The sequence below is a fragment of the Xanthomonas graminis pv. graminis genome (genome assembly GCF_030168915.1).
Lineage (GTDB): Bacteria > Pseudomonadota > Gammaproteobacteria > Xanthomonadales > Xanthomonadaceae > Xanthomonas_A > Xanthomonas_A translucens.
The window spans coordinates 2,753,549-2,775,885 of the sequence record NZ_CP076255.1; the positions used below are offsets into that span (position 1 = coordinate 2,753,549).

Sequence of the window (22,337 nt, forward strand, 5' to 3'; positions counted from 1 at the left end):
GTGGTTGCGCCGGCCGGCCGTCAGCGCGGGCGTCCCGCGCTGGCGCGGCCGCGGTTGTTGCGCGCCGCGCGCGAACTGCTGCTGGAGCACGGCCTGGAGGTCTCGCTGGAGCAGATCGCGCTGCATGCCGGGCTCACCCGGCAGAGCCTGTACAACCATTTCTCCAGCAAGGCCGACCTGTTGATGCAGGTGTTCGAGGCGCTGAACGAGGAACTGCAGGCGCAGCTGGAGAACATCGGCGATGCGGCTTCGCAGGACCTGCCGCGCACGCTGCAGCAGATCGCGCTGACCGTGCAGGCGCACCTGTACGCGCCGTCCTCGCTGCGCCTGCATCGGCTGCTGGTGCAGGCCAGCGCGCAGATGCCGGACCTGCTGCAGTCGATGCACCAGCGCCGCACCGGGCGCCTGCGCCAGCGCCTGAGCGACCTGCTGCAGAGGCTGGATGCGCGCGGTGACGTCAGCGTGGCCTCGCCCATGCTGGCCGCCAGCGCCTTCATCGGCGCGGCGATCGGCTACGCCTACCCCGGCGCGATGCTCAACGGGCAGGCCCCGGATCGCGACAGCCAGCAGGCGTTGGCGGCGGAAGTGGTGGCCACGTTCCTTGCCGCCTGGCGCTATCGCGCAGCTGCGCCGCGCTGACGTCCATCCGGGCCTGACGGCGCGACTGAGAAATCACGGCGATGCGGAGCTTTCAGGAGGGACTTCAGTCCCGACATGTTGCCGGCAAAGCGTCGGGGCTGAAGCCCCTCCTACAGTGCTTCACGCATCGTCAGGAACTGCACGACAGCATCGAGCAGCCGGCGCGTTCGCGCGCCCAGTCCGGGCGCCGCGCCGCGAACGCCTCGCGTCCCGGCTGCTCGTCGTAGGGCCGGCGCAGCACGTCCAGCAATTCGGCGATGCCGTCGGCGTCGCCCTGCTCGGCCCGGTCGATCGCCTGCTGCGCCAGGTAATTGCGCAGCACGTAGCGCGGATTGGCCGCGCGCATCTTCGCCACGCGCACGGCCGCCGGCAGCGGATCGGCCTGCAGCCGCTGCGCATAGTGCGCCAGCCAGGCGTCGAATGCCGGCGCCTGCGCGGCCAGCTTGGCCGGGTCGTAGAACGCAACGGCCAGGTCCGCCAGCGTCGGCAGCTGCGCCGCGCTCAGCCCGCGGAACCATCCTGATTAGCGCTGTGTCTCAGCTGTCGTACGCAGTTGCTGCTCTGTGAGCCTTCCCGCGCCGGCCAGGGCACTGGCCAGGCGCGGCACCATGGCGGCCAGGTTGAAGCGGCGATTGAAGCGGTAGGCATGCGCATGCAGGTAGCGCGCGCCGTATTTGGGGAAGTCCACCGCATGGTGGGTGCCGCTAAGCGCCGTTTTGAGATTGCCCAGGATCGTATTGACCCAACGCAGACGAGGCTGCTGGACGCCTTTGCGGCCGCTTCCGGTCACGATGGCATCGTGGGTCAGGCCTGCCCAGCCCACACCGGTGAACGCTGTCAGCCCATCACTGACGACATGGGTGCCCGGTGCCAGTGCCTGCTGAGCCCACGTGTGCACGACGCTTCTTCGGAAGCTGGAGACCACATCCAGGCGGAGATAGCGCGGGCGCCCTTGATGCAGGGAAACCGCTGCAATAAACGGCACTTTATTGCGCCACTGCGGTTGGCCTGGACCACCGGCGCGTTCGCCGCCCAGATAGGCATCATCGATCTGGACCTCTCCGTCGAGCCGGCGTGACTGCTCACGATCGGCCATCGCCGACATCACTTTGTGCTTGATCCGCCATGCAGTGCGATAGCACACGCCCAGTTGCCGAGCCAGTTCCAGCGCAGCAATTCCGTTCTTGGCTTGGCTCACCAGATAGATGGCCAGCCACCACACCCGCAAGGGAAGCTTGGTGTCTGCCATGGGCGTGCCGGCGGTCAAGCTGGTCTGTACCCGGCAGCGCGCGCACTGCCACAGGTGCTGGCGTCCCCGCTCAAAGCCACTGGCATGCGTGTGTCCGCACTGCGGACACACGAAGCCATTGGGCCACCTGGCCTGAACCAAGGCCTCGACACATTGCGCCTCGGAGCCGTAGCGGCTCAGAAAAGCCGGAATCGAAAGCCCCTTTTGGAACTGGATCCGATTGAGCGTCATCGCCGTATCTCACTGAAGAACCTGCATTTCTAAACCAAGGCAGCATCACCAGCTGAGACACAGCGCTAATCAGGCGGAACCATAGGGTCATGTCCACCTCGCCCTGCTGCAGGAGTTGCAACAGATCCTGCATCAGCGCCAGGTCGGTCTCGCCGCATGCGGCCAGGCCGAGCTTGGCGGCGGCAGTGTCGCGTTCGGCCTGCGCGTATGTCTGGCGAAAACGCGCCAGTCCAGCCTGCAGCGGCGCCACGTCGGCGAACAACGGCGCCAGCGCCTGCGCCAGGCGGGTCAGATTCCAGTACGCGATCTGCGGCTGGGTGCCGAAACGGTAGCGGCGGCCCTGCGCATCGGTGGTGTTCGGCGTCCAGTCCGGATCGTAGTCGTCGATCCAGCCGTAAGGGCCGTAGTCGATGGTCAACCCCAGGATCGACATGTTGTCGGTGTTCATCACCCCGTGCACGAAGCCGACCCGCATCCACTGCGCCACCATCGCCGCGGTGCGCGCGCAGACCTCGCCGAACCAGTCGGCGTAGCGCGTGGCGCCACGTGCCTGCAGTTCGGGAAAATCGCGGTCGATCACGACGTCGGCCAGCTGCCGCAGCAAGGCCGTGTCGCCGCGCGCGGCCGGCAGTTCGAAACTGCCGAAGCGCACGAACGATGGCGCGACCCGGCACACCACCGCACCCGGCTCGGCACGCGGATGGCCGTCGTAGAACATGTCGCGCACCACGCGCTCGCCGCTGGCGACCAGACTCAGCGCGCGCGTGGTCGGCACGCCGAGGTGGTGCATGGCTTCGCTGCACAGGAATTCGCGGATCGACGAGCGCAGCACCGCGCGGCCGTCGGCGCCGCGCGAATACGGCGTGCGCCCGGCGCCCTTGAGCTGCAGCTCCCAGCGTCGTCCGTCCGCGCCCAGCGCCTCGCCCAGCGCGATCGCGCGGCCGTCGCCGAGCTGCCCGGCCCAATGCCCGAACTGGTGACCGCCGTAGTTCGCCGCGTACGGCCGCATGCCCGGGTACAGCGCGTTGCCGGCGAAGACTTCGGCGAACTGCGGCGCGAGCACCTCCTGCTCCGAGAAGCCCAGCATCGCCGCGACCTCGCGCGAGTGGGCCAGCAGCTGTGGCGCGGCCACCGGCGTCGGCGCGACCTCCGACCACAGCGCGCCCAACACCTCGCGCAGGCGCGGGCCATGCTCGGGATCGCCGGGCAATTCGGCGGTGAAACGGTTGTCGAAGCGCAATGCAGGCATAAGCATCAGCTTACAGCGCCTGTCCCGTCGGGACCTGATTAGCGCTGTGTCTCAGCTGGTGATGCTGCCTTGGTTTAGAAATGCAGGTTCTTCAGTGAGATACGGCGATGACGCTCAATCGGATCCAGTTCCAAAAGGGGCTTTCGATTCCGGCTTTTCTGAGCCGCTACGGCTCCGAGGCGCAATGTGTCGAGGCCTTGGTTCAGGCCAGGTGGCCCAATGGCTTCGTGTGTCCGCAGTGCGGACACACGCATGCCAGTGGCTTTGAGCGGGGACGCCAGCACCTGTGGCAGTGCGCGCGCTGCCGGGTACAGACCAGCTTGACCGCCGGCACGCCCATGGCAGACACCAAGCTTCCCTTGCGGGTGTGGTGGCTGGCCATCTATCTGGTGAGCCAAGCCAAGAACGGAATTGCTGCGCTGGAACTGGCTCGGCAACTGGGCGTGTGCTATCGCACTGCATGGCGGATCAAGCACAAAGTGATGTCGGCGATGGCCGATCGTGAGCAGTCACGCCGGCTCGACGGAGAGGTCCAGATCGATGATGCCTATCTGGGCGGCGAACGCGCCGGTGGTCCAGGCCAACCGCAGTGGCGCAATAAAGTGCCGTTTATTGCAGCGGTTTCCCTGCATCAAGGGCGCCCGCGCTATCTCCGCCTGGATGTGGTCTCCAGCTTCCGAAGAAGCGTCGTGCACACGTGGGCTCAGCAGGCACTGGCACCGGGCACCCATGTCGTCAGTGATGGGCTGACAGCGTTCACCGGTGTGGGCTGGGCAGGCCTGACCCACGATGCCATCGTGACCGGAAGCGGCCGCAAAGGCGTCCAGCAGCCTCGTCTGCGTTGGGTCAATACGATCCTGGGCAATCTCAAAACGGCGCTTAGCGGCACCCACCATGCGGTGGACTTCCCCAAATACGGCGCGCGCTACCTGCATGCGCATGCCTACCGCTTCAATCGCCGCTTCAACCTGGCCGCCATGGTGCCGCGCCTGGCCAGTGCCCTGGCCGGCGCGGGAAGGCTCACAGAGCAGCAACTGCGTACGACAGCTGAGACACAGCGCTAATCAGGCCGTCGGGAGAGGGGTTGGGGTGAGGGTCCGGCGCAAAGCGCCTGGCGCAGTGGAGTGCACGAGGCTGCGCCTGCAGCCGGCACAGCGCATCCGCAACGTCATCTCCCGCGTAGTGCCTGCAGCACCGCCACACCATGCACTCGCTGCCGACATGCGCATGCGGCATGCTTCCGCTCCTTTCCTGCAGGTACCGTCCATGTCCGAACGTTCGCCGTTGCCGCCGCGCTGGCCGCGCCACCTGCTGGTCGCGCTGTCCTCGCTGCTGGTCTCCGCTTGCAGCAGCGTGTTCTTCGCCGGCCTCAACGCCGGCTCCGGGCGCCACGGGCTGAGCGAGCAGCGCGGCATCGTGTTCGATGCAGCGCATGGTTTGAAGCTCGACGTCTACCGCCCGGCCGCAGCCGAGGACGCGCCGGTGGTGGTGTTCTTCCACGGCGGCACCTGGAAGACCGGCAACCGCCAGCAATACCGCTGGGCCGGCGAGGCGCTGGCGCGGCACGGCGTGGTCGCGATCGTGCCGGATTACCGCAAATACCCGCAGGTGACCCTGGACGGCTTCATGCACGACGCCGCCGCCGCCGTGGCCTGGAGCCAGCGCCATGCCGCCGAGCACGGCGGCGACCCGCAGCGGCTGGTGCTGATGGGCCATTCCGCCGGCGCGCACATGGCCGCGCTGCTGGCCAGCGACGGCCGCTGGCTGCAGGCGCAGGGCCTGTCGCCGCGGCAGCTATGCGGTCTGGTCGGCCTGGCCGGTCCCTACGACTTCCTGCCGCTGACCGATCCCGACCTGATCGGCATGTTCGGCCGCGACCCGGCGCAGCAGCGGCGCTCGCAACCGGTCGCCTTCGTCGATGGCGACGAACCGCCGGCGCTGCTGCTGCACGGCGCAGACGACCGCGTGGTCGAACCGCGCGACAGCCAGTCGCTGCAGGCGGCCTTGCAACGCGCCGGCGTGCCCGCCGAACTGAAGCTCTATCCCGGTGTCGGCCACCTGCCCCTGGCGTTGGCGCTGCGCAAGGACGATCCGGCGCTGCCAGTCATGGCCGACAGCATCGCCTTCGTGCGCCAGTGCCAGCCGCGCATGCCGCCACCGTGAACCCGGCACGGCGTGGCGAGCGCCCGCGCCGCGCGCGACGCCCGGCCTCAGCCGGCCTTGCCGCTGCCGAGCAGCTCGAACGGCCCGCCCTGCTGCAGCGCGCGCTGGTAAGCCGGGCGCTGCTCGATCCGTTGCACGAAACCGGCCAGGTTCGGATAGGCCTGCAGCCCGGCGCGCGCGGCCGCGGCCTGCACCGGAAAGCTCATCTGCACGTCGGCGGCGGTGAAGCGCTCGCCGGCGAACCAGCCGGTGGCGGCCAGCTCGCGCTCCATCCAGTCCAGGTGCAGCGTCAGCTGCGGGCCGACGAAGCCGTGCATCGCCTTGTCGACGATGGCGCGGGCGATCGGCCGCGCGAAGAACGGCATCTTCGCCGAACGGATGCGCCCGAACACCAGGCTCATCAGCAGCGGCGGCATCGCCGAGCCTTCGGCGTAATGCATCCAGTAGCGGTAGCGCAGGCGCTCGGGCGCCTCCAGCGGCTGCGGCGACGGCGACAGCGCGCGCCCGGTGTCGTAGCGCTCCACCAGGTAATCGAGGATCGCGCCGGATTCGGCCAGCACGTGGCCGTCGTCGACCAGCACCGGCGACTTGCCCAGCGGATGGATCGCGCGCAGTTCCGCCGGCGCCAGCATGGTCTGCTTGTCGCGCTGGTACTTGACCACCTGGTAGGGCAGCGCCAGTTCCTCCAGCAGCCACAGCACGCGCTGGGAACGGGACTGGTTGAGGTGATGGACGGTGATCATGGCGACGGCTCCGGAGGACGCGGGGCCGGCAATGGTAGCCGTACCCGGCGGCAGGCCGCGCATGCAATGCAGGCGCGGCTACGCCCCGATGCGAGCACGGACCGATCGTGGCAACCGCGGCGCCACGGCGCGCAAATGAAAAACGCCGAGAACTTGCGCTCCCGGCGTTTTGGCAACCTTGCGGTAGCTGGCGTCTAAATCAGACGGCCTGCACCTGGTCGGCCTGCATGCCCTTCTGGCCCTGGACGGCGACGAAGGTCACCTTCTGGCCTTCCTGCAGCGACTTGAAGCCGGTGCCCTGGATCGCGCGGAAATGCACGAACAGGTCCGCACCGATTTCCGGGGTGATGAAGCCGAAGCCCTTGGCATCGTTGAACCACTTGACGGTACCGCTCTGACGATCGCTCATTTACTAACTCCTGAAACATTGAATTGAAGAAAATCGCAGCCACCGGGTATCGGGGCCGAGACTGAGTTGCAGGCGTTGGTAAAGCGGAACGATGAAGCGGATCGCGAGATCAACTGCACCAGGCCACGATTCACGGTGACCCTAGCAAACACAGTGGGATGCACCATACGCGGGTCGTTCCCAAAAAGCGACAAGTTTGTGTAGACAAACCGAGATCCCCCACAAAGAAGCTGAACCCAGGCCTAAAGCGTTGGCCGATGCGGCCGATACCCTCGCCATTCCGCGCAAAGCCTAGCGCAGTTCCGACCCTACGAGGCTTCGCCCGGACCCTCATCCGGCCCTGCCGGCCATTTCCGCCCGAAAAGGGCCATGGTCCCGGTGGCAGAAGGGAATGAGATGCATAGCCCCTCTCCCCCCGGCCTGATTAGCGCTGTGTCTCAGCTGGTGATGCTGCCTTGGTTTAGAAATGCAGGTTCTTCAGTGAGATACGGCGATGACGCTCAATCGGATCCAGTTCCAAAAGGGGCTTTCGATTCCGGCTTTTCTGAGCCGCTACGGCTCCGAGGCGCAATGTGTCGAGGCCTTGGTTCAGGCCAGGTGGCCCAATGGCTTCGTGTGTCCGCAGTGCGGACACACGCATGCCAGTGGCTTTGAGCGGGGACGCCAGCACCTGTGGCAGTGCGCGCGCTGCCGGGTACAGACCAGCTTGACCGCCGGCACGCCCATGGCAGACACCAAGCTTCCCTTGCGGGTGTGGTGGCTGGCCATCTATCTGGTGAGCCAAGCCAAGAACGGAATTGCTGCGCTGGAACTGGCTCGGCAACTGGGCGTGTGCTATCGCACTGCATGGCGGATCAAGCACAAAGTGATGTCGGCGATGGCCGATCGTGAGCAGTCACGCCGGCTCGACGGAGAGGTCCAGATCGATGATGCCTATCTGGGCGGCGAACGCGCCGGTGGTCCAGGCCAACCGCAGTGGCGCAATAAAGTGCCGTTTATTGCAGCGGTTTCCCTGCATCAAGGGCGCCCGCGCTATCTCCGCCTGGATGTGGTCTCCAGCTTCCGAAGAAGCGTCGTGCACACGTGGGCTCAGCAGGCACTGGCACCGGGCACCCATGTCGTCAGTGATGGGCTGACAGCGTTCACCGGTGTGGGCTGGGCAGGCCTGACCCACGATGCCATCGTGACCGGAAGCGGCCGCAAAGGCGTCCAGCAGCCTCGTCTGCGTTGGGTCAATACGATCCTGGGCAATCTCAAAACGGCGCTTAGCGGCACCCACCATGCGGTGGACTTCCCCAAATACGGCGCGCGCTACCTGCATGCGCATGCCTACCGCTTCAATCGCCGCTTCAACCTGGCCGCCATGGTGCCGCGCCTGGCCAGTGCCCTGGCCGGCGCGGGAAGGCTCACAGAGCAGCAACTGCGTACGACAGCTGAGACACAGCGCTAATCAGGTCCCCCCGGGAGCGGGGTTGGGGTGAGGGTCAGGCGCGAGGCGTCCCGCTGATTCAAGCGCATGAGGCCCCCCCATTGCGCCGGCTATTCCGCCGGCCAAACCAGCGCCTGCGCACTGGCGAAGCTGCGCGCCTGCCCGCTGAGCGGATCGTGGAACGCCAAGCCGCACGCCAGCAATTGCAGGACGCCGGCCGGCTCGCCTTCGCCTTCGGCACGCAACTGCGGATACAGCGTATCGCCCAGGATCGGCGCACCCAGCGCGGCCATGTGCACGCGCAGCTGGTGCTTGCGCCCGGTCACCGGCGCCAGCGCATAGCGCCATAGCGGTCCGTCCGGCGCATCCAGCACCGCGATCCGGGTCAGGCTGTTGGCCTCGCCGTCGGCCTCGGCCATGCGGAAGAACGGCTCGCCGCGCACCAGCCGGCTCGCACGCAGCAGCGGAAACGCCCGTCCCGGCAAGGCCGGAGCCAGCGCCTGATAGGTCTTGGCGATGCGCCGCTCGCGGAACAACGCCTGGTACGCGCCGCGGCTGCCCGGATCGGCCGAGAACAGCACCAGCCCGGCGGTGGCGCGGTCCAGCCGGTGCAGCGGCACCAGCGCCGGATTGCCCAATCGCGCCACCAGCCGCGCCAACAAGGTCTCGCGCAGGTAGCGCCCGGACGGGGTGACCGGCAGCCCATGCGGCTTGTCGGCCACCACCAGGTGCGCATCGGCGTAGACGATGCGCTCCACCCCGGCGATTGGCGCCTCGTCGGCGACCTCGCGGAAGTAGCGCACGTCCAGCCCGACCCGGTACGGCAGCGCCGCCGGCAGCGGCCGCCCGTGCCGATCCTGTACCCGGCCGCGATCGCAACGCTCCTGCCATTGCGCCCGCGACACCTGCGGGAAGCGCGCGCACAAGCCGTCCAGCAGGGTCGGCCACGGCCCCGGCGGCAGCTGCCAGCGGCTCGGGGCCGGAACCAATGCGGACGGTGGGCGGGGATCGGACATCGCCACGCATTATCATGGCCGCCCTTTGATCCCGGTAGCCGCATGGCCCTCACCGCCACCCTCCGCAAGGCCGAACTGCAGATCTCCGACATGGACCGCGGCTACTACGCGGCGCATTCGCTGACCCTGGCCCAGCACCCGTCCGAGACCGACCAGCGGCTGATGGCGCGGCTGCTGACCTTCGCCCTGTTCGCCGAGGAGCGCCTGCTGTTCGGCAAGGGCCTGAGCAGCGACGACGAGCCGGACCTGTGGCGGATGGACTACACCGGCGCGATCGAGCAATGGATCGAGGTCGGCCAGCCCGACGAATCGCGCATCCGCAAGGCCTGCGGCCGCGCCCGCGAGGTGCTGGTGGTCAACTATGGCGGCCGCCTCGCCGACATCTGGTGGGAGAAAAACGGCTCCGGCCTGCTCAAGCTCAAGCCGCTGCAGGTGCTCGACCTGCCCGGCGACGCGGTCGCCGCGGCGGCCGAACTGATCCAGCGCAGCATGCGCTTCGACGTGGTGATCCAGGACGGCGAAGTGCAACTGCTCGGCGACGAGGCCAGCGTCACCTTCACCCCGACGGTGCGCAAAGCCGCGGCATGAACGCGCGCGCCGAGCCTCTCCGCGTCGATGTCGCCGTCATCGGCGCCGGCGCCGCCGGGCTGATGTGCGCGCTGACCGCCGGCCGCCGCGGCCGCCGCGTACGGGTGATCGAGCACGCCAACAAGGTCGGCAAGAAGATCCTGATGTCCGGCGGCGGGCGCTGCAATTTCACCAATACCGGCACCGGCCCGGGCAATTTCCTGTCCGCCAACCCGCACTTCTGCAAGTCGGCGCTGGCGCGTTACCACCCGTCCGACTTCGTCGAGATGGTCGAGCGCCACGCCATCGCCTACCACGAGAAGGAACTGGGCCAACTGTTCTGCGACATCTCCTCCAAGCAGATCGTGCGCATGCTGGTGGACGAGTGCGACGCGGCCGGGGTGACCATCCGCACCCAGTGTGCGGTGCGCGGGGTGGAACGCGGCAGCGAGGGCTTCCGCATCGACACCGACGACGGCCCGCTGCATGCCGCCTCGCTGGTGGTGGCCAGCGGCGGGCTGTCCATCCCCAGCCTGGGCGCCAGCGGCTTCGGCTACGAACTGGCGCGCCAGTTCGGCCACGCGCTGCTGCCGACCCGCGCCGGGCTGGTGCCGCTGACCCTCAGCGGCAAGCACCAGGAACGCCTGCAGGACCTGTCCGGACTGGCGCTGCCGGTGGAAGCCAGCTGCAACGGCGCCAGCTTCCGCAACTTCATGCTGATCACCCACCGCGGCATCAGCGGCCCGGCGATCCTGCAGATCTCCTCGTACTGGCAGCCGGGCGACGACCTGCGCCTGGACCTGCTGCCCGGGCAGGACGCGGCCGCCTGGCTGCGCGAACAAAAGCGCCTGCGCGGCGCCGCCGAGCTGCGCACGGTGCTGGGCGAGGCGCTGCCGCGCCGCTTCGCGCAGCGCCTGTGCGAGGTCTGGCTGCCGGACAAGCCGGTGCGCCAGCTCGACGAACCGCAGTTGCGCGCCGCCGCCGCCCTGCTCGGCGCCTGGCCGCTGGTGGCCAGCGGCACCGAAGGCTACCGCACCGCCGAGGTCACCCTGGGCGGGGTGGACACCAATCAGGTGTCGTCGGCGACCATGGAATCGCGCCAGGTGCCCGGCCTGTATTTCGTCGGCGAAGTGCTGGACGTGACCGGCTGGCTGGGCGGCTACAACTTCCAGTGGGCCTGGGCCTCGGGCCACGCGGCTGGCTCGGTGGTCTGAGGGCCGGGATGAGCAGCCATTCGGCTGTTGAAAGCGGGGATTTGGGATTCGCCATCCCTGCACCCCACATGGACGCCACAGCGGGCATCGTGTATTAAACCCCGTCTCAGGGAGGCTTCATGCAACCAGGCAAAGACATCACCCTACGTCTGATGATCGTCGACGATAGCGGTGAAAACGCCGAAGCGATCGTCAGCAGCCTGCGCAACAGCGGCATCGCGGTGCGGCCGTCGCGGCCGCAGCACGCCGAGGAGTTGGGCGCGATGCTCGCCGCACAGCCGATCGACCTGGTGCTGAGCGCGCGCTCGCAGACCATCCCGCTGCCGCAGGTGCTGCAGCGGGTGGGCGCCAGCGGCAAGGACATCCCGGTGATCCTGCTCGCCGACAGCATCGACGAGAACGAATGGGTGGAGGCGGTGGCCGGCGGCGCCCGCGCGATCGCCCTGCGCCAGCGCCCCGAGCACCTGCTGTCGGTACTGCGCACCACCTGGGCCGACCTGCAGGCGCGCCGCGGGCTGCGCCGGATCGAGGCGCAGATGCGCGAGACCGAGCGCCGCTGCGACGCGCTGATCGCCTCCTCGCGCGATCCGATCGCCTACATCCACGAAGGCATGCACATCCGCGCCAACGACGCCTACCTGGAGATGTTCGGCTTCGGCTCGTTCGACGACGTCGAGGGCGTCTCGCTGCTGGACATGGTCGCGCCGCAGCACGTGGAGGAATTCAAGCAATTGCTGAAGTCGCTGGGCAAGGGCGAACCGCCGCCGGCGCAGTACCAGGTCGATGCGCGCACCATGGAGGGCGAGAGCTTCCCGGCGACGATGGAGTTCGCCACCGCCAGCTACGAGGGCGAGGCCTGCGTGCAGGTGGTGTTCCGCCGCCGCGAGGAATTCGATCCGGAACTGGCGCGCGAGGTCGAGGACCTGCGCCAGCGCGACCAGGTCACCGGCCTGCTCAACCGCCCGACTTTCATGCTGGCGCTGGAGAACGCGGTGGCCCAGGTCGGCCGCGGCGATAGCCACTACGGCTTCCTGCTGGTCGAACCCGACCACTACACGCGGCTGCTGGCCGACATCGGTCTGGACTCGGCCGACGCGCTGGTCGCGGCGCTGGCCCAGCATCTGGCCGCGGCGATCGACGGCGACGTGCATGCCGCGCGCTTCGGCGAGCACAACTTCGCGCTGCTGCTGCAGGGCGACTACGGCCGTACCGCGGCGCAGGCCGAACGCCTGCTCAACGCCTACGCGGCGCACGTGTTCAGCGTCGGCGAGCGCTCGGCCACGGTCACCGTCAGCATCGGCGGTGTGCAGATCGGCGAGAAGATCGCCACCGTCGGCCAGGTCCTGGCCCGCGCCAGCGAGAACGTGCAGGCCACCATCGAACTGGGCGGCAACGCCTGCAAGATCTTCGACCCCGGCGCGGCCGACCGGGTCGAGGAAGAGCGCATCCAGCGCTGGGTCCAGCAGCTGCGCGAGGCGCTGGCCGGCGACGGCTTCCTGCTGCATTACCAGCCGGTGCTGAACCTGCAGGGCGAGCAACACGAACTGTACGAGGCTTACCTGCGCCTGGAGCGCAACGACGAGATCATCGGCCCGACCACGTTCCTCGGCATCGCCGCCGAACATGGGCTGATGGCCGAGATCGACCGCTGGGTGGTGGCGCGCGCGATCGCGGTGATCGGCGAGCGCCAGCGTGCCGGCCACGCCACCAGCCTGCTGGTCAATATCAGCCCGGATGCCTTCGCCGATCTGCAGATGGTGGAATTGATCCGGCGCGAACTGGCCGCGCACGGCGTGCCCGGCGAGCGGCTGTGGCTGCAGACGCCGGAAGCCAAGGTGTTCACCCACCTGCGCAACGCGCAGCAGTTCCTGGCCGAAGCCGCCGGCCTGGGCTGCAAGGTCGGACTGGAGCAGTTCGGTTCGGGCCTGGACTCGTTCCAACTGCTGGCGCACTTCCAGCCCTCGTTCCTGAAACTGGACCCCGGCTTCACCCAGGACCTGGCGCAGACCCGCGAGCACCAGGACAAGATCCGCGAGATCACCGAGCGCGCGCAGTCGGCCGGGATCCGCAGCATCGCCGAGTGCGTCGCCGACGCCGCCTCGATGAGCCTGCTGTTCAGCGCCGGCGTGGATTACGTGCAGGGCGAATTCGTCGGACTGGCTGGGCCGGGGATGACGTTCGATTTTGCTTGAAGGTCTCGGGACCCGGGACCCGGGACTCGGGAAAGCGGTTGACTGACGCTGAAACGCTATGGGTGGAAACGGATGATGAGCCGCTGCGTTCCGTTGGTGCGGTGGCTTTAGCTCACCGTCGCGTTGCGGTGCGAGGCGCGCAGCGTGGCGATGCGCTCGGACAGCGGTGGGTGGCTCATGAACAGCTTGCGCACGCCCTGGCCCAGGCCGCCGGCGATGCCGAACGCCTGCACCTGCGACGGCAGCGTGCTCTGCCCGTGGTTGAGTTCCAGCCGCTGCAGCGCCGCGATCATCTTGTTGCGCCCGGCCAGGCTGGCGCCGCCGGCATCGGCGCGGAACTCGCGGTAACGCGAGAACCACATCGCGATCATCGTCGCGAACAGGCCGAACACCAGCTCCAGCACCATCACGATCGCGTAGTAGGCCAGGCCGCGGCGGCCGTCGCGGTTGCCGGACAGGTAGCCGTCCACCACCCCGCCGACCACCCGCGCCAGCACGATCACGAAGGTGTTCAGCACGCCCTGCAGCAGCGCCATCGTCACCATGTCGCCATTGGCGACATGGCTGATCTCATGGGCCAGCACGGCCTCGGCTTCGTCTTCGGTCATGTTCTGCAGCAGGCCGGTGGACACCGCCACCAGCGCGTTGTTGCGGTTGGCGCCGGTGGCGAAGGCATTGATCTCCGGGCCGTCGTAGACCGCGACCTCGGGCATGCCGATACCGGCGGCCTGCGCCTGCCGCCGTACCGTCTCGAGCAGCCAGCGCTCGGTGTGGTTGCGCGGCTCGGCGATCACCTGCGCGCCGGTGGCGCGCTTGGCCATGAACTTGGACAGCAGCAGCGACACCAGCGAGCCGCCGAAGCCGAACAGCGCGGCCATCACCAGCAGGCCGCCCATCTGGTTGGGATTGATCCCGAACACGGACATGACAATGCCGGCCAGCACCAGCACCGCCAGATTGGTGATGAGGAACAAGGCGATTCGATTGAACATGTGAGCGTGGACTCCGCACCTGGAAACATGAAGGATTGGTTCGGATCTGCGGCGCGTACAGCTTGAATTCAAGCGCATACCTGACCGACGATTCAGCTTGCCCATGTCCTCGTCTCCCTACCGCGGCCGTTTCGCGCCCTCGCCCACCGGCCCGCTGCATCTGGGCTCGCTGCTCGCCGCCTTCGGCAGCTGGCTGCTGGCGCGGCATGCCGGCGGCGAATGGCTGCTGCGCATCGAGGACGTGGACCGGCCGCGCAGCGTGCCTGGCGCGGCTGCGCGGCAACTGGCCAGCCTGCGCGCCTGCGGGCTGGAGGCGGACGGACCGGTCCTGCGCCAGAGCGAGCGCGCCGCGGCCTACCAGGCCGCGGCGCAGCGCCTGCTGCAGACTGGCCAGGCGTTCGCCTGCAGTTGCAGCCGCAGCGAACTGGCCGCGCAGGGCGGCGTGCACCACCGCTGCGTGGCCGCACAGGCGCGGCCGCAGCCGGCGCTGCGCCTGCGGGTCGCGACAGGCAGCGCGATCGGGTTTCGCGACGGCCTGCGCGGCGACATCGCACAGGACGTGCATGCCGAGGTCGGCGACTTCGTGCTGCTGCGCGCCGATGGCTGCTGGGCCTATCAGCTGGCGGTGGTGGTGGACGATGCAGCGCAAGGCATCAGCGACGTGGTCCGCGGCGCCGACCTGCTCGACTCCACGCCGCGGCAGATCCTGCTGCAGCGCGCGCTGGGCCTACCGACGCCGCACTACCTGCACCTGCCGCTACTGCTCGGCGCGGACGGCCGCAAGCTGTCCAAGTCGCATGCCGCGCTGCCGCTGGACGACGCCGATCCGCTGCCCGCGCTGCGCCTGGCCTGGACCCTGCTGGGCCAGGCCCCGGCGGCGCTGACCGCGGCCGGCTCGGTGGCCGCATTGCTGGCCGCAGCGCGGCGCGCGTTCGAGCCGGCGCGGCTGCCGGCGCAGGATCGGACGCTGGCCGATGCGGCCGGTATCCCCAGCGACGCCAAGGCTGACTAGAATCGCGGGTTCGGCCGCAGCGGCTCTCCCCCTTTTCTTCACCTATCCGGAGCGAATCCATGACATCACGCGTTGCGCTGGTCACCGGCGGTACCGGCGGCATCGGCACTGCGATCTGCGAGCGGCTGGCCGCGCAGGGCCACCGCGTGGCCAGCAACTACCGCGACGCGGCCAAGGCGCGCGCCTGGCAGCAGCGCATGCGCGAACGCGGCCATGAGATCGCCATCGTCGCCGGCGACGTCGCCTCGCCCGACCACGCACAGGCGCTGGTGCAGGAGGTGGAGCGACAGCTTGGCCCGATCCAGGTGCTGATCAACAATGCCGGCATCACCCGCGACACCACCTTCCACAAGATGACCGCCGAGCAGTGGCACGAGGTCATCAACACCAACCTCAACTCGGTGTTCAACGTCACACGCCCGGTGATCGAAGGCATGCGCAAGCAGCGCTGGGGTCGGGTCATCCAGATCAGTTCGATCAACGGCCTCAAGGGCCAGTACGGCCAGGCCAACTACGCCGCGGCCAAGGCCGGCATGCACGGCTTCACCATTTCCCTGGCGCGCGAGAACGCCGGCCACGGCATCACCGTCAACACGGTATCGCCGGGCTACGTGGCCACCGACATGGTGATGTCGGTGCCGGACGAGGTGCGCGCCAAGATCATCGCCGACATCCCCACCGGGCGCCTGGGCAGGCCGGAAGAGATCGCCTATGCGGTCGCGTTCCTGGTTGCCGAGGAGGCGGCCTGGATCACCGGCTCCAATCTGGACATCAATGGCGGCCACCACATGGGCTGGTAGCGGCAGCCGGCTGAACCGCTCAGGTCGATGCGCGGCACAGTCAAGGTAACGCTACCGAAAATGCTGCAGCTGGCGCTGCGCGCCGTGCACCCGTGCTGCGCACGTACTGCGCAGCATTTTTTTGCCGTTCCGCCGCAGTTCAGGGGCTTGTGGCAGTTGCAAGCCCTGCTGCGCTGCGCCATGCTGCGCGCCTACCGTCAAGAGCGACCGCTTCATGGCTGAGATCCGCATCATCAAGAAGTATCCCAATCGCCGCCTCTACGACACCGAGATTTCCAGCTACATCACCATCGAAGACGTCCGCCAGCTGATCATCGACGGCGAAGAATTCGAAGTGCGCGACGCCAAGACCGGCGAAGACCTGAGCCGCGCGGTGCTGCTGCAGATCATCGCCGACCAGGAACAGGACGGCGAGCCGATGCTGTCCACCCAGCTGCTCAGCCAGATCATCCGCTTCTACGGCGATTCGCTGCAGGGCTTCATGGGCAACTACCTGGAGCGCAGCATGCAGGTGTTCCTGGACCAGCAGCAGCAGTTCCGCCAGCAGATGGGCAACCTGCTCGGGCAGACCCCGTGGACCATGATGAACCAGCTGACCGAGCGCAACATGGAGTTGTGGCAGGAATTCCAGCGCAACCTGGGTACCGGCTTCGGCCGCCCCGCCGCGGGTGGCAGCAGCAAGCCGAGCGAGCCGCCGGCCGCTGCCGGCGCCGCACCGAAGTCGCGGGCGCGCTGAGCCGCGCTCTAGCGCGCCTGCGCGGCGAGCCCCCTATGTAGGAGCGGCTTCAGCCGCGACAGAATCTATCCGGAGAGCCTGTCGCGGCTGAAGCCGCTCCTACAAAATTGCCGCTACCTCAGCGCGAACGCGGCGCTGGCGACGGCAGGCAGCCGGCGCAGATCCGCTCGACCTTGTAGCCGCGCGCGCGCAACGCCTCGACCACGCCGTCGGGGCCGAGCAGGTGCAAGGCGCCGACCACCACCAGGGTGTCGCCCTGGCCGTCGCGCAGACGCTGCTCCAGCCGCGGCACCCAGGCCTGATTGCGATCGACGTTGATGCGCTGGTACAGGCGCGGATAGTCGCGCTTCATCTCCATGCCCATGTCCTGCCACAGCAGGCGCTCGTCGCCGCGGCGCCAGGCCACGTACAGGCGCTGGGTCTGCGCCACGCCCTGCTCGGCATCGTCCAGCGCTTCGACCAGCATCTGCTTCTGCTCGACCGGCTCCATGCCGTCGAGCATCGCGATCTGCGCCTGCGCGGTCTCCAGGCCCTCGGCGGACTTGCCGGCCTGCATCGCCATGTCCATGAAATGGCGGTCCAGGCCGGCATCGGCCTGCAGCCCCTGCGCCTTCATCTCGGCGATGCTGATGCTCAGGCCGACGAACCACGATTCGAACCCGCCCATCTGTTCCAGCGGCAGGCCGTGGCTGGCAGCATAGCGGCGCAGGCGTTGCCAGATCGCCGCATCCAGGTCGTCCTGCAGGCGCTTGCCGTCCTGGCGCTGCGCCGCCTGCAGCATCTGCGCACCCAGCTGCGGCGAGTCCACCTCCCGCGGCGACAGTTCGAACAGCAGCCGCGACGACGCCGCGTAGGCCGCATCCACTTCGTGCGCCAACGGATAGTCCTGCGGCTTGAGCAGGTGGAACGAACCGAGCAGGTACAGCGCGCCGCGCGGCCCGCTGACCTTCCACAACAGCGGCGTCGGCGGCGCAGGCGTCGCGCTGGGCGCTGCCGCCGGAGGAGGCGGTGCGCGCGCCGGCACCGGCGCGGCGGCGAACAGGGTCAGACACAACAGCAGGCAGCGCAGCAGGCGCGGGATCGGGGTCATCGGAAGTCTCGGTTCAGTGTGCGGCGGCGTAGGTCTTCTCGCCGGCCTGCACCGCCAGGTCCAGCCGGTTCTCCGGCGGCGGCAGCGGACAGGTCGCGAACGGGGTGAACGCGCACGGCGGGTTGTAGGCGCGATTGAAATCCAGCACCACGCTGCCGTCGGCGTTGGGCGCCGGCACGTCGAGGAAGCGCCCGGCCGGATAGCTGCCGCGGCCGCTGCTGCGATCGGCGAACACCACGAACAGCGGGCGTCCGGGTTCGCCGATCGCTTCCAGGCGGAAGCGCTTGCCGTCGCGCTCGAACTCCAGCGCGCCGGCGTTGGGGGATTCTGTGGTGACGCCGATGATGTCGACGATCGGCAGGGTCTTGCCCGGCGCGTTGGGCACGAAGCGGCCGCGGATGCGCCAGGATTCGGCCGTCGGCCAATCGTTCAGCCCGGCGAAGCCGAGCCGGGTCGGCGCATCGGCATGCTTGACCCGCAGCGCATAGCGGCCGCCGCGCTCGATCAAGCTCAGCTTGCCCTTGCCGCCGTCGAAGTCGATCACGCTCGGCGTCGCGTCGTGGTCGCTGTACACGCGCGTGCGCCACTGCAGCGGCGTGCCGTCCATACTCAGCGCCGCGCCGGGTTCCGGGGTCAGGAACACCTGCGCGCCCACCCGCGACACCAGCGCCATCCGCGCCGGTCCGACCGCCAGGCGGATGCCGCTGCCGGGGCCGCTGCCGATGTAGTGCTCCTTCAGTTCCAGCCAGTGCAGGCCGACCAGGCTGGTCCAGCCGTCGGCCGCGAGCAGCTCCTGCTTGCGCTGCGCGCGCCAGCGCTGTTCATCGGCCAAAAACGCCTTGTCGGCGACCGCCGGCGCGGCCGGTGCCGGCGCCTGCCTGCCGCAGGCAGCCAACGCGAGCAGCGCTGCCAGCAGCGCCGCCGCCCTTCCCCGCTTGCCCATCAGCGCCCCCGTAAGAACCAACGATCGATCTCGCCCAGCGTGAAGCGCGCCCAGGTCGGGCGCCCATGATTGCACTGCCCGGAGCGCTCGGTGGCCTCCATGTCGCGCAGCAGCGCGTTCATTTCCGGCACGGTGAGGCGCCGGTTGGCGCGCACCGCTCCGTGGCAGGCCATCGTCGACAGCAGTTCGTCGCGCGCGCCGGCGACGCGGCGGCTGTGGCCGTGTTCGCGCAGGTCGGTCAGCACGTCGCGCAGCAAGGCTTCCGGTTCGGCCTGGGCCAGCAACGCCGGGATGCTGCGCACGTGCAGCGACTGCGGGCCGCTGCGGGTGATCTCGAAGCCGAGCGCGGCCAGCGTTTCCGCCTCGCGCTCGGCGGTGTCGGCGTCGCGCTCGCCCACCGCCAGGGTGATCGGCACCAGCAGCGGCTGCGCATGCAGGCCGATGCCGTCGTGCGCGTTCTTCAGCCGCTCGTAGCCGATGCGCTCATGCGCGGCGTGCATGTCCACCACGATCAGGCCTTCGGCGTTCTCGGCCAGGATGTAGATGCCGTGCAGCTGCGCGATCGCGTAACCGAGCGGCGGCACGCCGCTGTCGGGCGAGGTCGCCGGCAGGCCGCCGGCCGCATCCTGAGCCTGCAGCGGCATGCCCGTTGCGGCATCGGCCGCACCTGCAGGCGCGGCGTACAGCGCGGCGTAGGCGGCCGGCGCCTCGTTGACGCGCAGGCCCAGCGGCGATTGCGCCGGGCGCCATTGCGCGCCGTAGCCCTGGCCGCCCGAGCCACCACCGCTCGGGTTGCCGGACGCCATCGGCAACGCGCCACCGGCATACGCCAGCGGCGCCGCCTGCGCGGCATCGCCGGCAGTCGGCGTGCTGCCGGCGCGAGTCTGCGCCAACGCGTCCTGCAGCGTGCGATAGACGAAATCGTGGATCAGCCGCGCATCGCGGAAGCGCACCTCGTGCTTGGCCGGATGCACGTTGACATCGACCCGCGCCGGCTCCAGCTCCAGGAACAGCACATAGGCCGGCTGCCGGCCATGGAACAGCACGTCGCCATAGGCCATCTTCACCGCATGCGCGACGCTGCGGTCGCGCACCGAGCGGCCGTTGACGTACAGGTACTGCTGGTCGGCGCTGGCGCGCGAATAATGCGGCTGCGCGATCCAGCCGTGCAGGCGCAGCCCGGCGCCGCTGTGGTCCACGCGCAACGCCTGCCGCGCGAAGTCCTCGCCCAGGGTTTCGCCCAGCCGCGCGTCCGAATACAGGTCGCCCGGCTTATAGCGCCGCGACGGCTTGCCGTTGTGCGACACGCGCAATTCCACGTCCGGGCGCGCCAGCGCCAGCGAGCGCAGCCATTCCTCGATATGGCCGAGTTCGGTGCGCTCGGCGCGCAGGAACTTGCGCCGCGCCGGCACGTTGTAGAACAGCTCGCGCACCTCCACCGTGGTGCCCGGCGCCTGCGCGCGCGGCTGCACCTGCCCGACCTTGCCGCCATCGACCTGCAGCGCGGCGCCGTGCTCGTCGCCAGGGCGGCGCGAGGCCAGGGTGAAGCGGCTGACCGAGGCGATCGACGGCAGCGCCTCGCCGCGGAAGCCGAGCGTGCCGACCGACTCCAGGTCGTCGAGCGAGGCGATCTTGCTGGTCGCATGCCGCGACACCGCCAGCGGCAATTCCTCGGGCGGGATGCCGCCGCCATCGTCGCGGATCCGGATCAGGCGGACGCCTCCTTCTTCCAGGTCGATGTCCACCCGGCGCGCGCCGGCATCCAGCGCGTTCTCGACCAGCTCCTTGACCACCGAGGCCGGGCGCTCGACCACTTCGCCGGCGGCGATCTGGTTGATCAGGATCTCGGGCAATTGGCGAATGCTCATGCCGGCTCCCGCCCGCGCAGCGGCGTGCACGCGCAATGCGCGCGCCGCGCGATCGCGTGGAATTCGGAAACGGGAGAGCAGAAACGGTTACAGGACATCGGCACGGCTCACGGCGCGGACGCCGCCATCGGGATCAGCCGGCGATGATAGCCGAGCGCCTCAGCGGCTGCCGCCGGCCACGGTGCTTGCCGCTTCCGCCTCGGCCTGCGCGCGCGCGGCGAACAGCGTGCCTGGCGGCGGCTGGCGGGTAAAGAACGTATCGACGCCGTCCAGCACCGCGCCAGCCAGGCGCCGCTGGTAACCCGGATCGGTCAGCCGGCGCTCTTCGTCCGGATTGGAGATGAAGGCGGTCTCGACCAGCATCGCCGGCATGTCCGAGGTACGCAGCACAGCGAAATTGGCGCGCTCCAACTCCGGCTTGTGGTTGTTGCCGATCCGCTTGAGTCCGCCCAGCACGTGGCCGGCCGCGTCTTCGGAGGCCTTCATGTGCCCGCTCTGGGCCAGGTCCAGCAACACGCTGGCCAGGGTGCTGTCGGTCTTCTGCAGGCGCACGCCACCGACCAGGTCGGCCGCGTTTTCCTTGTCCGCCAGCCAGCGCGCGCGCTGCGAGGAGGCGCCCTTGGTCGAGAGGACATAGACCGAGGAGCCGGTCGCGCTGCGGTTCTCGGCGGCGTCGGCGTGGATCGAGATGAAGATGTCGGCCTTGGCCGCACGCGCCTTCTGCGCGCGCATCGGCAGCGGGATGAACACGTCGGTATCGCGGGTCATGTAGGCCTTCATGCCCGGCGTGGCGTTGATCTGCCGCGCCAGTTCGCGGCCGATCGCCAGAGTCACGTCCTTCTCGCGCTTGCCAGTCGGGCCCATCGCGCCGGGATCCTGGCCGCCGTGGCCGGGATCGATGGCCACGATCAACGGCCGCATGCCCGGCTTCATCGCCACCCGCGACGACGCGCTCGGCATCACCGGGCGCGCTTCGGCAGCGGCAGCGACCGCCGCATCGTCGATGCCGGCCGCGTCGGGCCGATCGGGCATCGGCGCTGGCGCGACGGCGCCCTGCTGCGCCGGCACCGCGGCGCCGACCGACGCGGACGCGGATGCGGTCGGCGCCATCGAGCTAACGGCGCTGGCGGGCGCAGCGGCCGGCGCCGGCACCACGCCCGGGCGAGCCGCCGCGGTCGTCGTCGCTGTGTGTCCTGGTGTCGGCGGCGGCGCTGCGCGCTGCAGCACCGACGAGGTCAGGGCCGCGGTCGCACGCGCCGCATCCTGACGTGGATCGGGCGTCGGCTTGGGTTCGACCGCCACTGCGGTGGGCGCCGCGGATGCCGTCGGAGCGGGCGTCGCCGTCCCATTGCCGGCACTGGCCAGCGGCTTGGCCGACGACGCATCGCCCGGCCACTCGATCACCAGCACCGAACTGCCGGCCACGGTCTGCATCTGCGGCTTGAACGCCACCACCGGGCTGCTCAGGTCGAACACGATGCGCAAGGTGCCCGGGACCGGATGACCGGTGCGCACCGCCGTGACCACGCCGGTGCCCGCAGGCAGCTTCAGGCCCTGCGCGGCAGAGGATTCAGGAAGATCGACGACCAGCCGGTTGGGGTTGGACAAGGTCAGCGTGGTGAAGCCGCCGCTGCCCTGCAGCCGGATCTCGGCACGGGTGCCGGTGGCGCCGTTGCCGACCGACACCGTCTGCACCTGGCCCGCAAACGCCGATTGCGCCGCCAGGCAGCAGCCTGCGGCGATAACGGAACAAGCGAAAAAATGGATCCCCAGGCGCATGGAGGCGATTCAAGCA

19 protein-coding genes and 2 pseudogenes are annotated in these 22,337 nt (G+C 69.1%); 10 read left to right on the top strand and 11 right to left on the bottom strand.

What is annotated here, in order from left to right; translation table 11 throughout:
- Positions 1-639 carry a TetR/AcrR family transcriptional regulator gene (locus KHF85_RS11895; protein WP_284566830.1) on the top strand — a complete coding sequence of 213 codons (639 nt, stop codon included), beginning with the start codon at positions 1-3 and terminating at the stop codon, positions 637-639.
- 130 nt (positions 640-769) lie between these two features.
- On the opposite strand, the pseudogene KHF85_RS11900 reads toward KHF85_RS11895, so the two are convergent.
- From KHF85_RS11900 to KHF85_RS11910, 3 genes and pseudogenes are all read right to left on the bottom strand, one after another.
- Positions 770-1,153, bottom strand: a pseudogene (locus KHF85_RS11900) (hypothetical protein); the annotation flags it as partial.
- A 9-nt stretch (positions 1,154-1,162) separates the two neighbouring features.
- The gene (locus KHF85_RS11905; protein ID WP_284566649.1) at positions 1,163-2,119 is read right to left on the bottom strand and encodes an IS1595 family transposase; all 957 of its coding nucleotides are present in this window, start codon (positions 2,117-2,119) and stop codon (positions 1,163-1,165) included.
- Positions 2,120-2,192: 73 nt separating this feature from the next.
- Positions 2,193-3,368, bottom strand: a pseudogene (locus KHF85_RS11910) (protein adenylyltransferase SelO); the annotation flags it as partial.
- A gap of 107 nt (positions 3,369-3,475) precedes the next feature.
- On the opposite strand from KHF85_RS11910, the gene KHF85_RS11915 reads away from it, so the two are divergent.
- Both KHF85_RS11915 and KHF85_RS11920 read left to right on the top strand, forming a co-directional pair.
- On the top strand, positions 3,476-4,432 hold the full coding sequence (locus tag KHF85_RS11915; protein ID WP_284566649.1) for an IS1595 family transposase: 957 nt from the start codon (positions 3,476-3,478) through the stop codon (positions 4,430-4,432).
- Positions 4,433-4,634: 202 nt separating this feature from the next.
- Complete coding sequence (locus tag KHF85_RS11920; RefSeq protein ID WP_284566831.1) at positions 4,635-5,531, top strand: alpha/beta hydrolase; 897 nt, start codon at positions 4,635-4,637, stop codon at positions 5,529-5,531.
- Positions 5,532-5,578: 47 nt separating this feature from the next.
- Here the strand turns inward: KHF85_RS11920 and KHF85_RS11925 are convergent, their stop codons facing one another.
- Both KHF85_RS11925 and KHF85_RS11930 read right to left on the bottom strand, forming a co-directional pair.
- Positions 5,579-6,274 carry a glutathione S-transferase family protein gene (locus KHF85_RS11925; RefSeq protein WP_064538131.1) on the bottom strand — a complete coding sequence of 232 codons (696 nt, stop codon included), beginning with the start codon at positions 6,272-6,274 and terminating at the stop codon, positions 5,579-5,581.
- Between the two features lie 199 nt (positions 6,275-6,473).
- Positions 6,474-6,683 carry a cold-shock protein gene (locus KHF85_RS11930; protein ID WP_284566832.1) on the bottom strand — a complete coding sequence of 70 codons (210 nt, stop codon included), beginning with the start codon at positions 6,681-6,683 and terminating at the stop codon, positions 6,474-6,476.
- Positions 6,684-7,176: 493 nt separating this feature from the next.
- Between KHF85_RS11930 and KHF85_RS11935 the strand changes: the two genes are divergently transcribed.
- A complete protein-coding gene (locus KHF85_RS11935; RefSeq protein ID WP_284566649.1) occupies positions 7,177-8,133 on the top strand; it encodes an IS1595 family transposase in 957 nt (318 codons plus the stop codon).
- 89 nt (positions 8,134-8,222) lie between these two features.
- On the opposite strand, the gene KHF85_RS11940 is transcribed toward KHF85_RS11935, so the two are convergent.
- A complete protein-coding gene (locus tag KHF85_RS11940; RefSeq protein ID WP_284566833.1) occupies positions 8,223-9,128 on the bottom strand; it encodes a pseudouridine synthase in 906 nt (301 codons plus the stop codon).
- Between the two features lie 42 nt (positions 9,129-9,170).
- Between KHF85_RS11940 and KHF85_RS11945 the strand changes: the two genes are divergently transcribed.
- The 3 genes from KHF85_RS11945 (at position 9,171) to KHF85_RS11955 (ending at position 13,101) form a co-directional block, all read left to right on the top strand.
- Entirely contained in the window at positions 9,171-9,716 is a 546-nt protein-coding gene (locus tag KHF85_RS11945; RefSeq protein ID WP_284566834.1) for a YaeQ family protein, read from the top strand.
- Positions 9,713-10,909, top strand: coding sequence for a BaiN/RdsA family NAD(P)/FAD-dependent oxidoreductase (locus KHF85_RS11950; RefSeq protein WP_284566835.1), 1,197 nt, complete (start codon positions 9,713-9,715; stop codon positions 10,907-10,909). The genes KHF85_RS11945 and KHF85_RS11950 overlap by 4 nt, the downstream gene beginning before the upstream one ends.
- 119 nt (positions 10,910-11,028) lie before the next feature.
- A complete protein-coding gene (locus KHF85_RS11955) occupies positions 11,029-13,101 on the top strand; it encodes an EAL domain-containing response regulator (RefSeq protein WP_284566836.1) in 2,073 nt (690 codons plus the stop codon).
- Between the two features lie 107 nt (positions 13,102-13,208).
- Here KHF85_RS11955 and htpX read toward each other — a convergent pair whose 3' ends face one another.
- The gene (gene htpX / locus KHF85_RS11960; protein ID WP_064538137.1) at positions 13,209-14,093 is read right to left on the bottom strand and encodes a protease HtpX; all 885 of its coding nucleotides are present in this window, start codon (positions 14,091-14,093) and stop codon (positions 13,209-13,211) included.
- Positions 14,094-14,196: 103 nt separating this feature from the next.
- On the opposite strand from htpX, the gene gluQRS reads away from it, so the two are divergent.
- The 3 genes from gluQRS to phaR all read left to right on the top strand — a co-directional run bounded on the left by gluQRS (position 14,197) and on the right by phaR (position 16,641).
- A complete protein-coding gene (gene gluQRS / locus KHF85_RS11965; RefSeq protein ID WP_284566837.1) occupies positions 14,197-15,105 on the top strand; it encodes a tRNA glutamyl-Q(34) synthetase GluQRS in 909 nt (302 codons plus the stop codon).
- Positions 15,106-15,164: 59 nt separating this feature from the next.
- The gene (gene phbB, locus KHF85_RS11970; protein ID WP_284566838.1) at positions 15,165-15,905 is read left to right on the top strand and encodes an acetoacetyl-CoA reductase; all 741 of its coding nucleotides are present in this window, start codon (positions 15,165-15,167) and stop codon (positions 15,903-15,905) included.
- A 214-nt stretch (positions 15,906-16,119) separates the two neighbouring features.
- Positions 16,120-16,641: a polyhydroxyalkanoate synthesis repressor PhaR gene (gene phaR / locus KHF85_RS11975; protein WP_053834296.1), complete on the top strand. Its 522-nt coding sequence runs from the start codon at positions 16,120-16,122 to the stop codon at positions 16,639-16,641.
- 118 nt (positions 16,642-16,759) lie between these two features.
- On the opposite strand, the gene KHF85_RS11980 is transcribed toward phaR, so the two are convergent.
- From KHF85_RS11980 to KHF85_RS11995, 4 genes are all read right to left on the bottom strand, one after another.
- A complete protein-coding gene (locus KHF85_RS11980; RefSeq protein ID WP_284566839.1) occupies positions 16,760-17,731 on the bottom strand; it encodes a TraB/GumN family protein in 972 nt (323 codons plus the stop codon).
- Positions 17,732-17,744: 13 nt separating this feature from the next.
- Positions 17,745-18,674, bottom strand: a complete 930-nt coding sequence (locus KHF85_RS11985; RefSeq protein ID WP_284569541.1) for a DUF1684 domain-containing protein — start codon at positions 18,672-18,674, stop codon at positions 17,745-17,747.
- A complete protein-coding gene (gene mutL, locus KHF85_RS11990) occupies positions 18,674-20,542 on the bottom strand; it encodes a DNA mismatch repair endonuclease MutL (protein WP_284566840.1) in 1,869 nt (622 codons plus the stop codon). The genes KHF85_RS11985 and mutL overlap by 1 nt, the downstream gene beginning before the upstream one ends.
- Positions 20,543-20,701: 159 nt before the next feature.
- Positions 20,702-22,321: an N-acetylmuramoyl-L-alanine amidase gene (locus tag KHF85_RS11995; protein WP_284566841.1), complete on the bottom strand. Its 1,620-nt coding sequence runs from the start codon at positions 22,319-22,321 to the stop codon at positions 20,702-20,704.
- Positions 22,322-22,337 lie beyond the last annotated feature (16 nt).

Coding starts and splice junctions, on each gene's coding strand:
- mutL (WP_284566840.1), bottom strand. CDS start 20,542: ATGAGCATTCGCCAATTGCCCGAGATCCTGATCAACCAGATCGCCGCC.
- KHF85_RS11945 (WP_284566834.1), top strand. CDS start 9,171: ATGGCCCTCACCGCCACCCTCCGCAAGGCCGAACTGCAGATCTCCGAC.
- KHF85_RS11950 (WP_284566835.1), top strand. CDS start 9,713: ATGAACGCGCGCGCCGAGCCTCTCCGCGTCGATGTCGCCGTCATCGGC.
- gluQRS (WP_284566837.1), top strand. CDS start 14,197: ATGTCCTCGTCTCCCTACCGCGGCCGTTTCGCGCCCTCGCCCACCGGC.
- htpX (WP_064538137.1), bottom strand. CDS start 14,093: ATGTTCAATCGAATCGCCTTGTTCCTCATCACCAATCTGGCGGTGCTG.
- phaR (WP_053834296.1), top strand. CDS start 16,120: ATGGCTGAGATCCGCATCATCAAGAAGTATCCCAATCGCCGCCTCTAC.
- KHF85_RS11995 (WP_284566841.1), bottom strand. CDS start 22,321: ATGCGCCTGGGGATCCATTTTTTCGCTTGTTCCGTTATCGCCGCAGGC.
- KHF85_RS11930 (WP_284566832.1), bottom strand. CDS start 6,683: ATGAGCGATCGTCAGAGCGGTACCGTCAAGTGGTTCAACGATGCCAAG.
- KHF85_RS11925 (WP_064538131.1), bottom strand. CDS start 6,274: ATGATCACCGTCCATCACCTCAACCAGTCCCGTTCCCAGCGCGTGCTG.
- KHF85_RS11980 (WP_284566839.1), bottom strand. CDS start 17,731: ATGACCCCGATCCCGCGCCTGCTGCGCTGCCTGCTGTTGTGTCTGACC.
- KHF85_RS11955 (WP_284566836.1), top strand. CDS start 11,029: ATGCAACCAGGCAAAGACATCACCCTACGTCTGATGATCGTCGACGAT.
- KHF85_RS11985 (WP_284569541.1), bottom strand. CDS start 18,674: ATGGGCAAGCGGGGAAGGGCGGCGGCGCTGCTGGCAGCGCTGCTCGCG.
- KHF85_RS11920 (WP_284566831.1), top strand. CDS start 4,635: ATGTCCGAACGTTCGCCGTTGCCGCCGCGCTGGCCGCGCCACCTGCTG.
- phbB (WP_284566838.1), top strand. CDS start 15,165: ATGACATCACGCGTTGCGCTGGTCACCGGCGGTACCGGCGGCATCGGC.
- KHF85_RS11905 (WP_284566649.1), bottom strand. CDS start 2,119: ATGACGCTCAATCGGATCCAGTTCCAAAAGGGGCTTTCGATTCCGGCT.
- KHF85_RS11915 (WP_284566649.1), top strand. CDS start 3,476: ATGACGCTCAATCGGATCCAGTTCCAAAAGGGGCTTTCGATTCCGGCT.
- KHF85_RS11940 (WP_284566833.1), bottom strand. CDS start 9,128: ATGTCCGATCCCCGCCCACCGTCCGCATTGGTTCCGGCCCCGAGCCGC.
- KHF85_RS11935 (WP_284566649.1), top strand. CDS start 7,177: ATGACGCTCAATCGGATCCAGTTCCAAAAGGGGCTTTCGATTCCGGCT.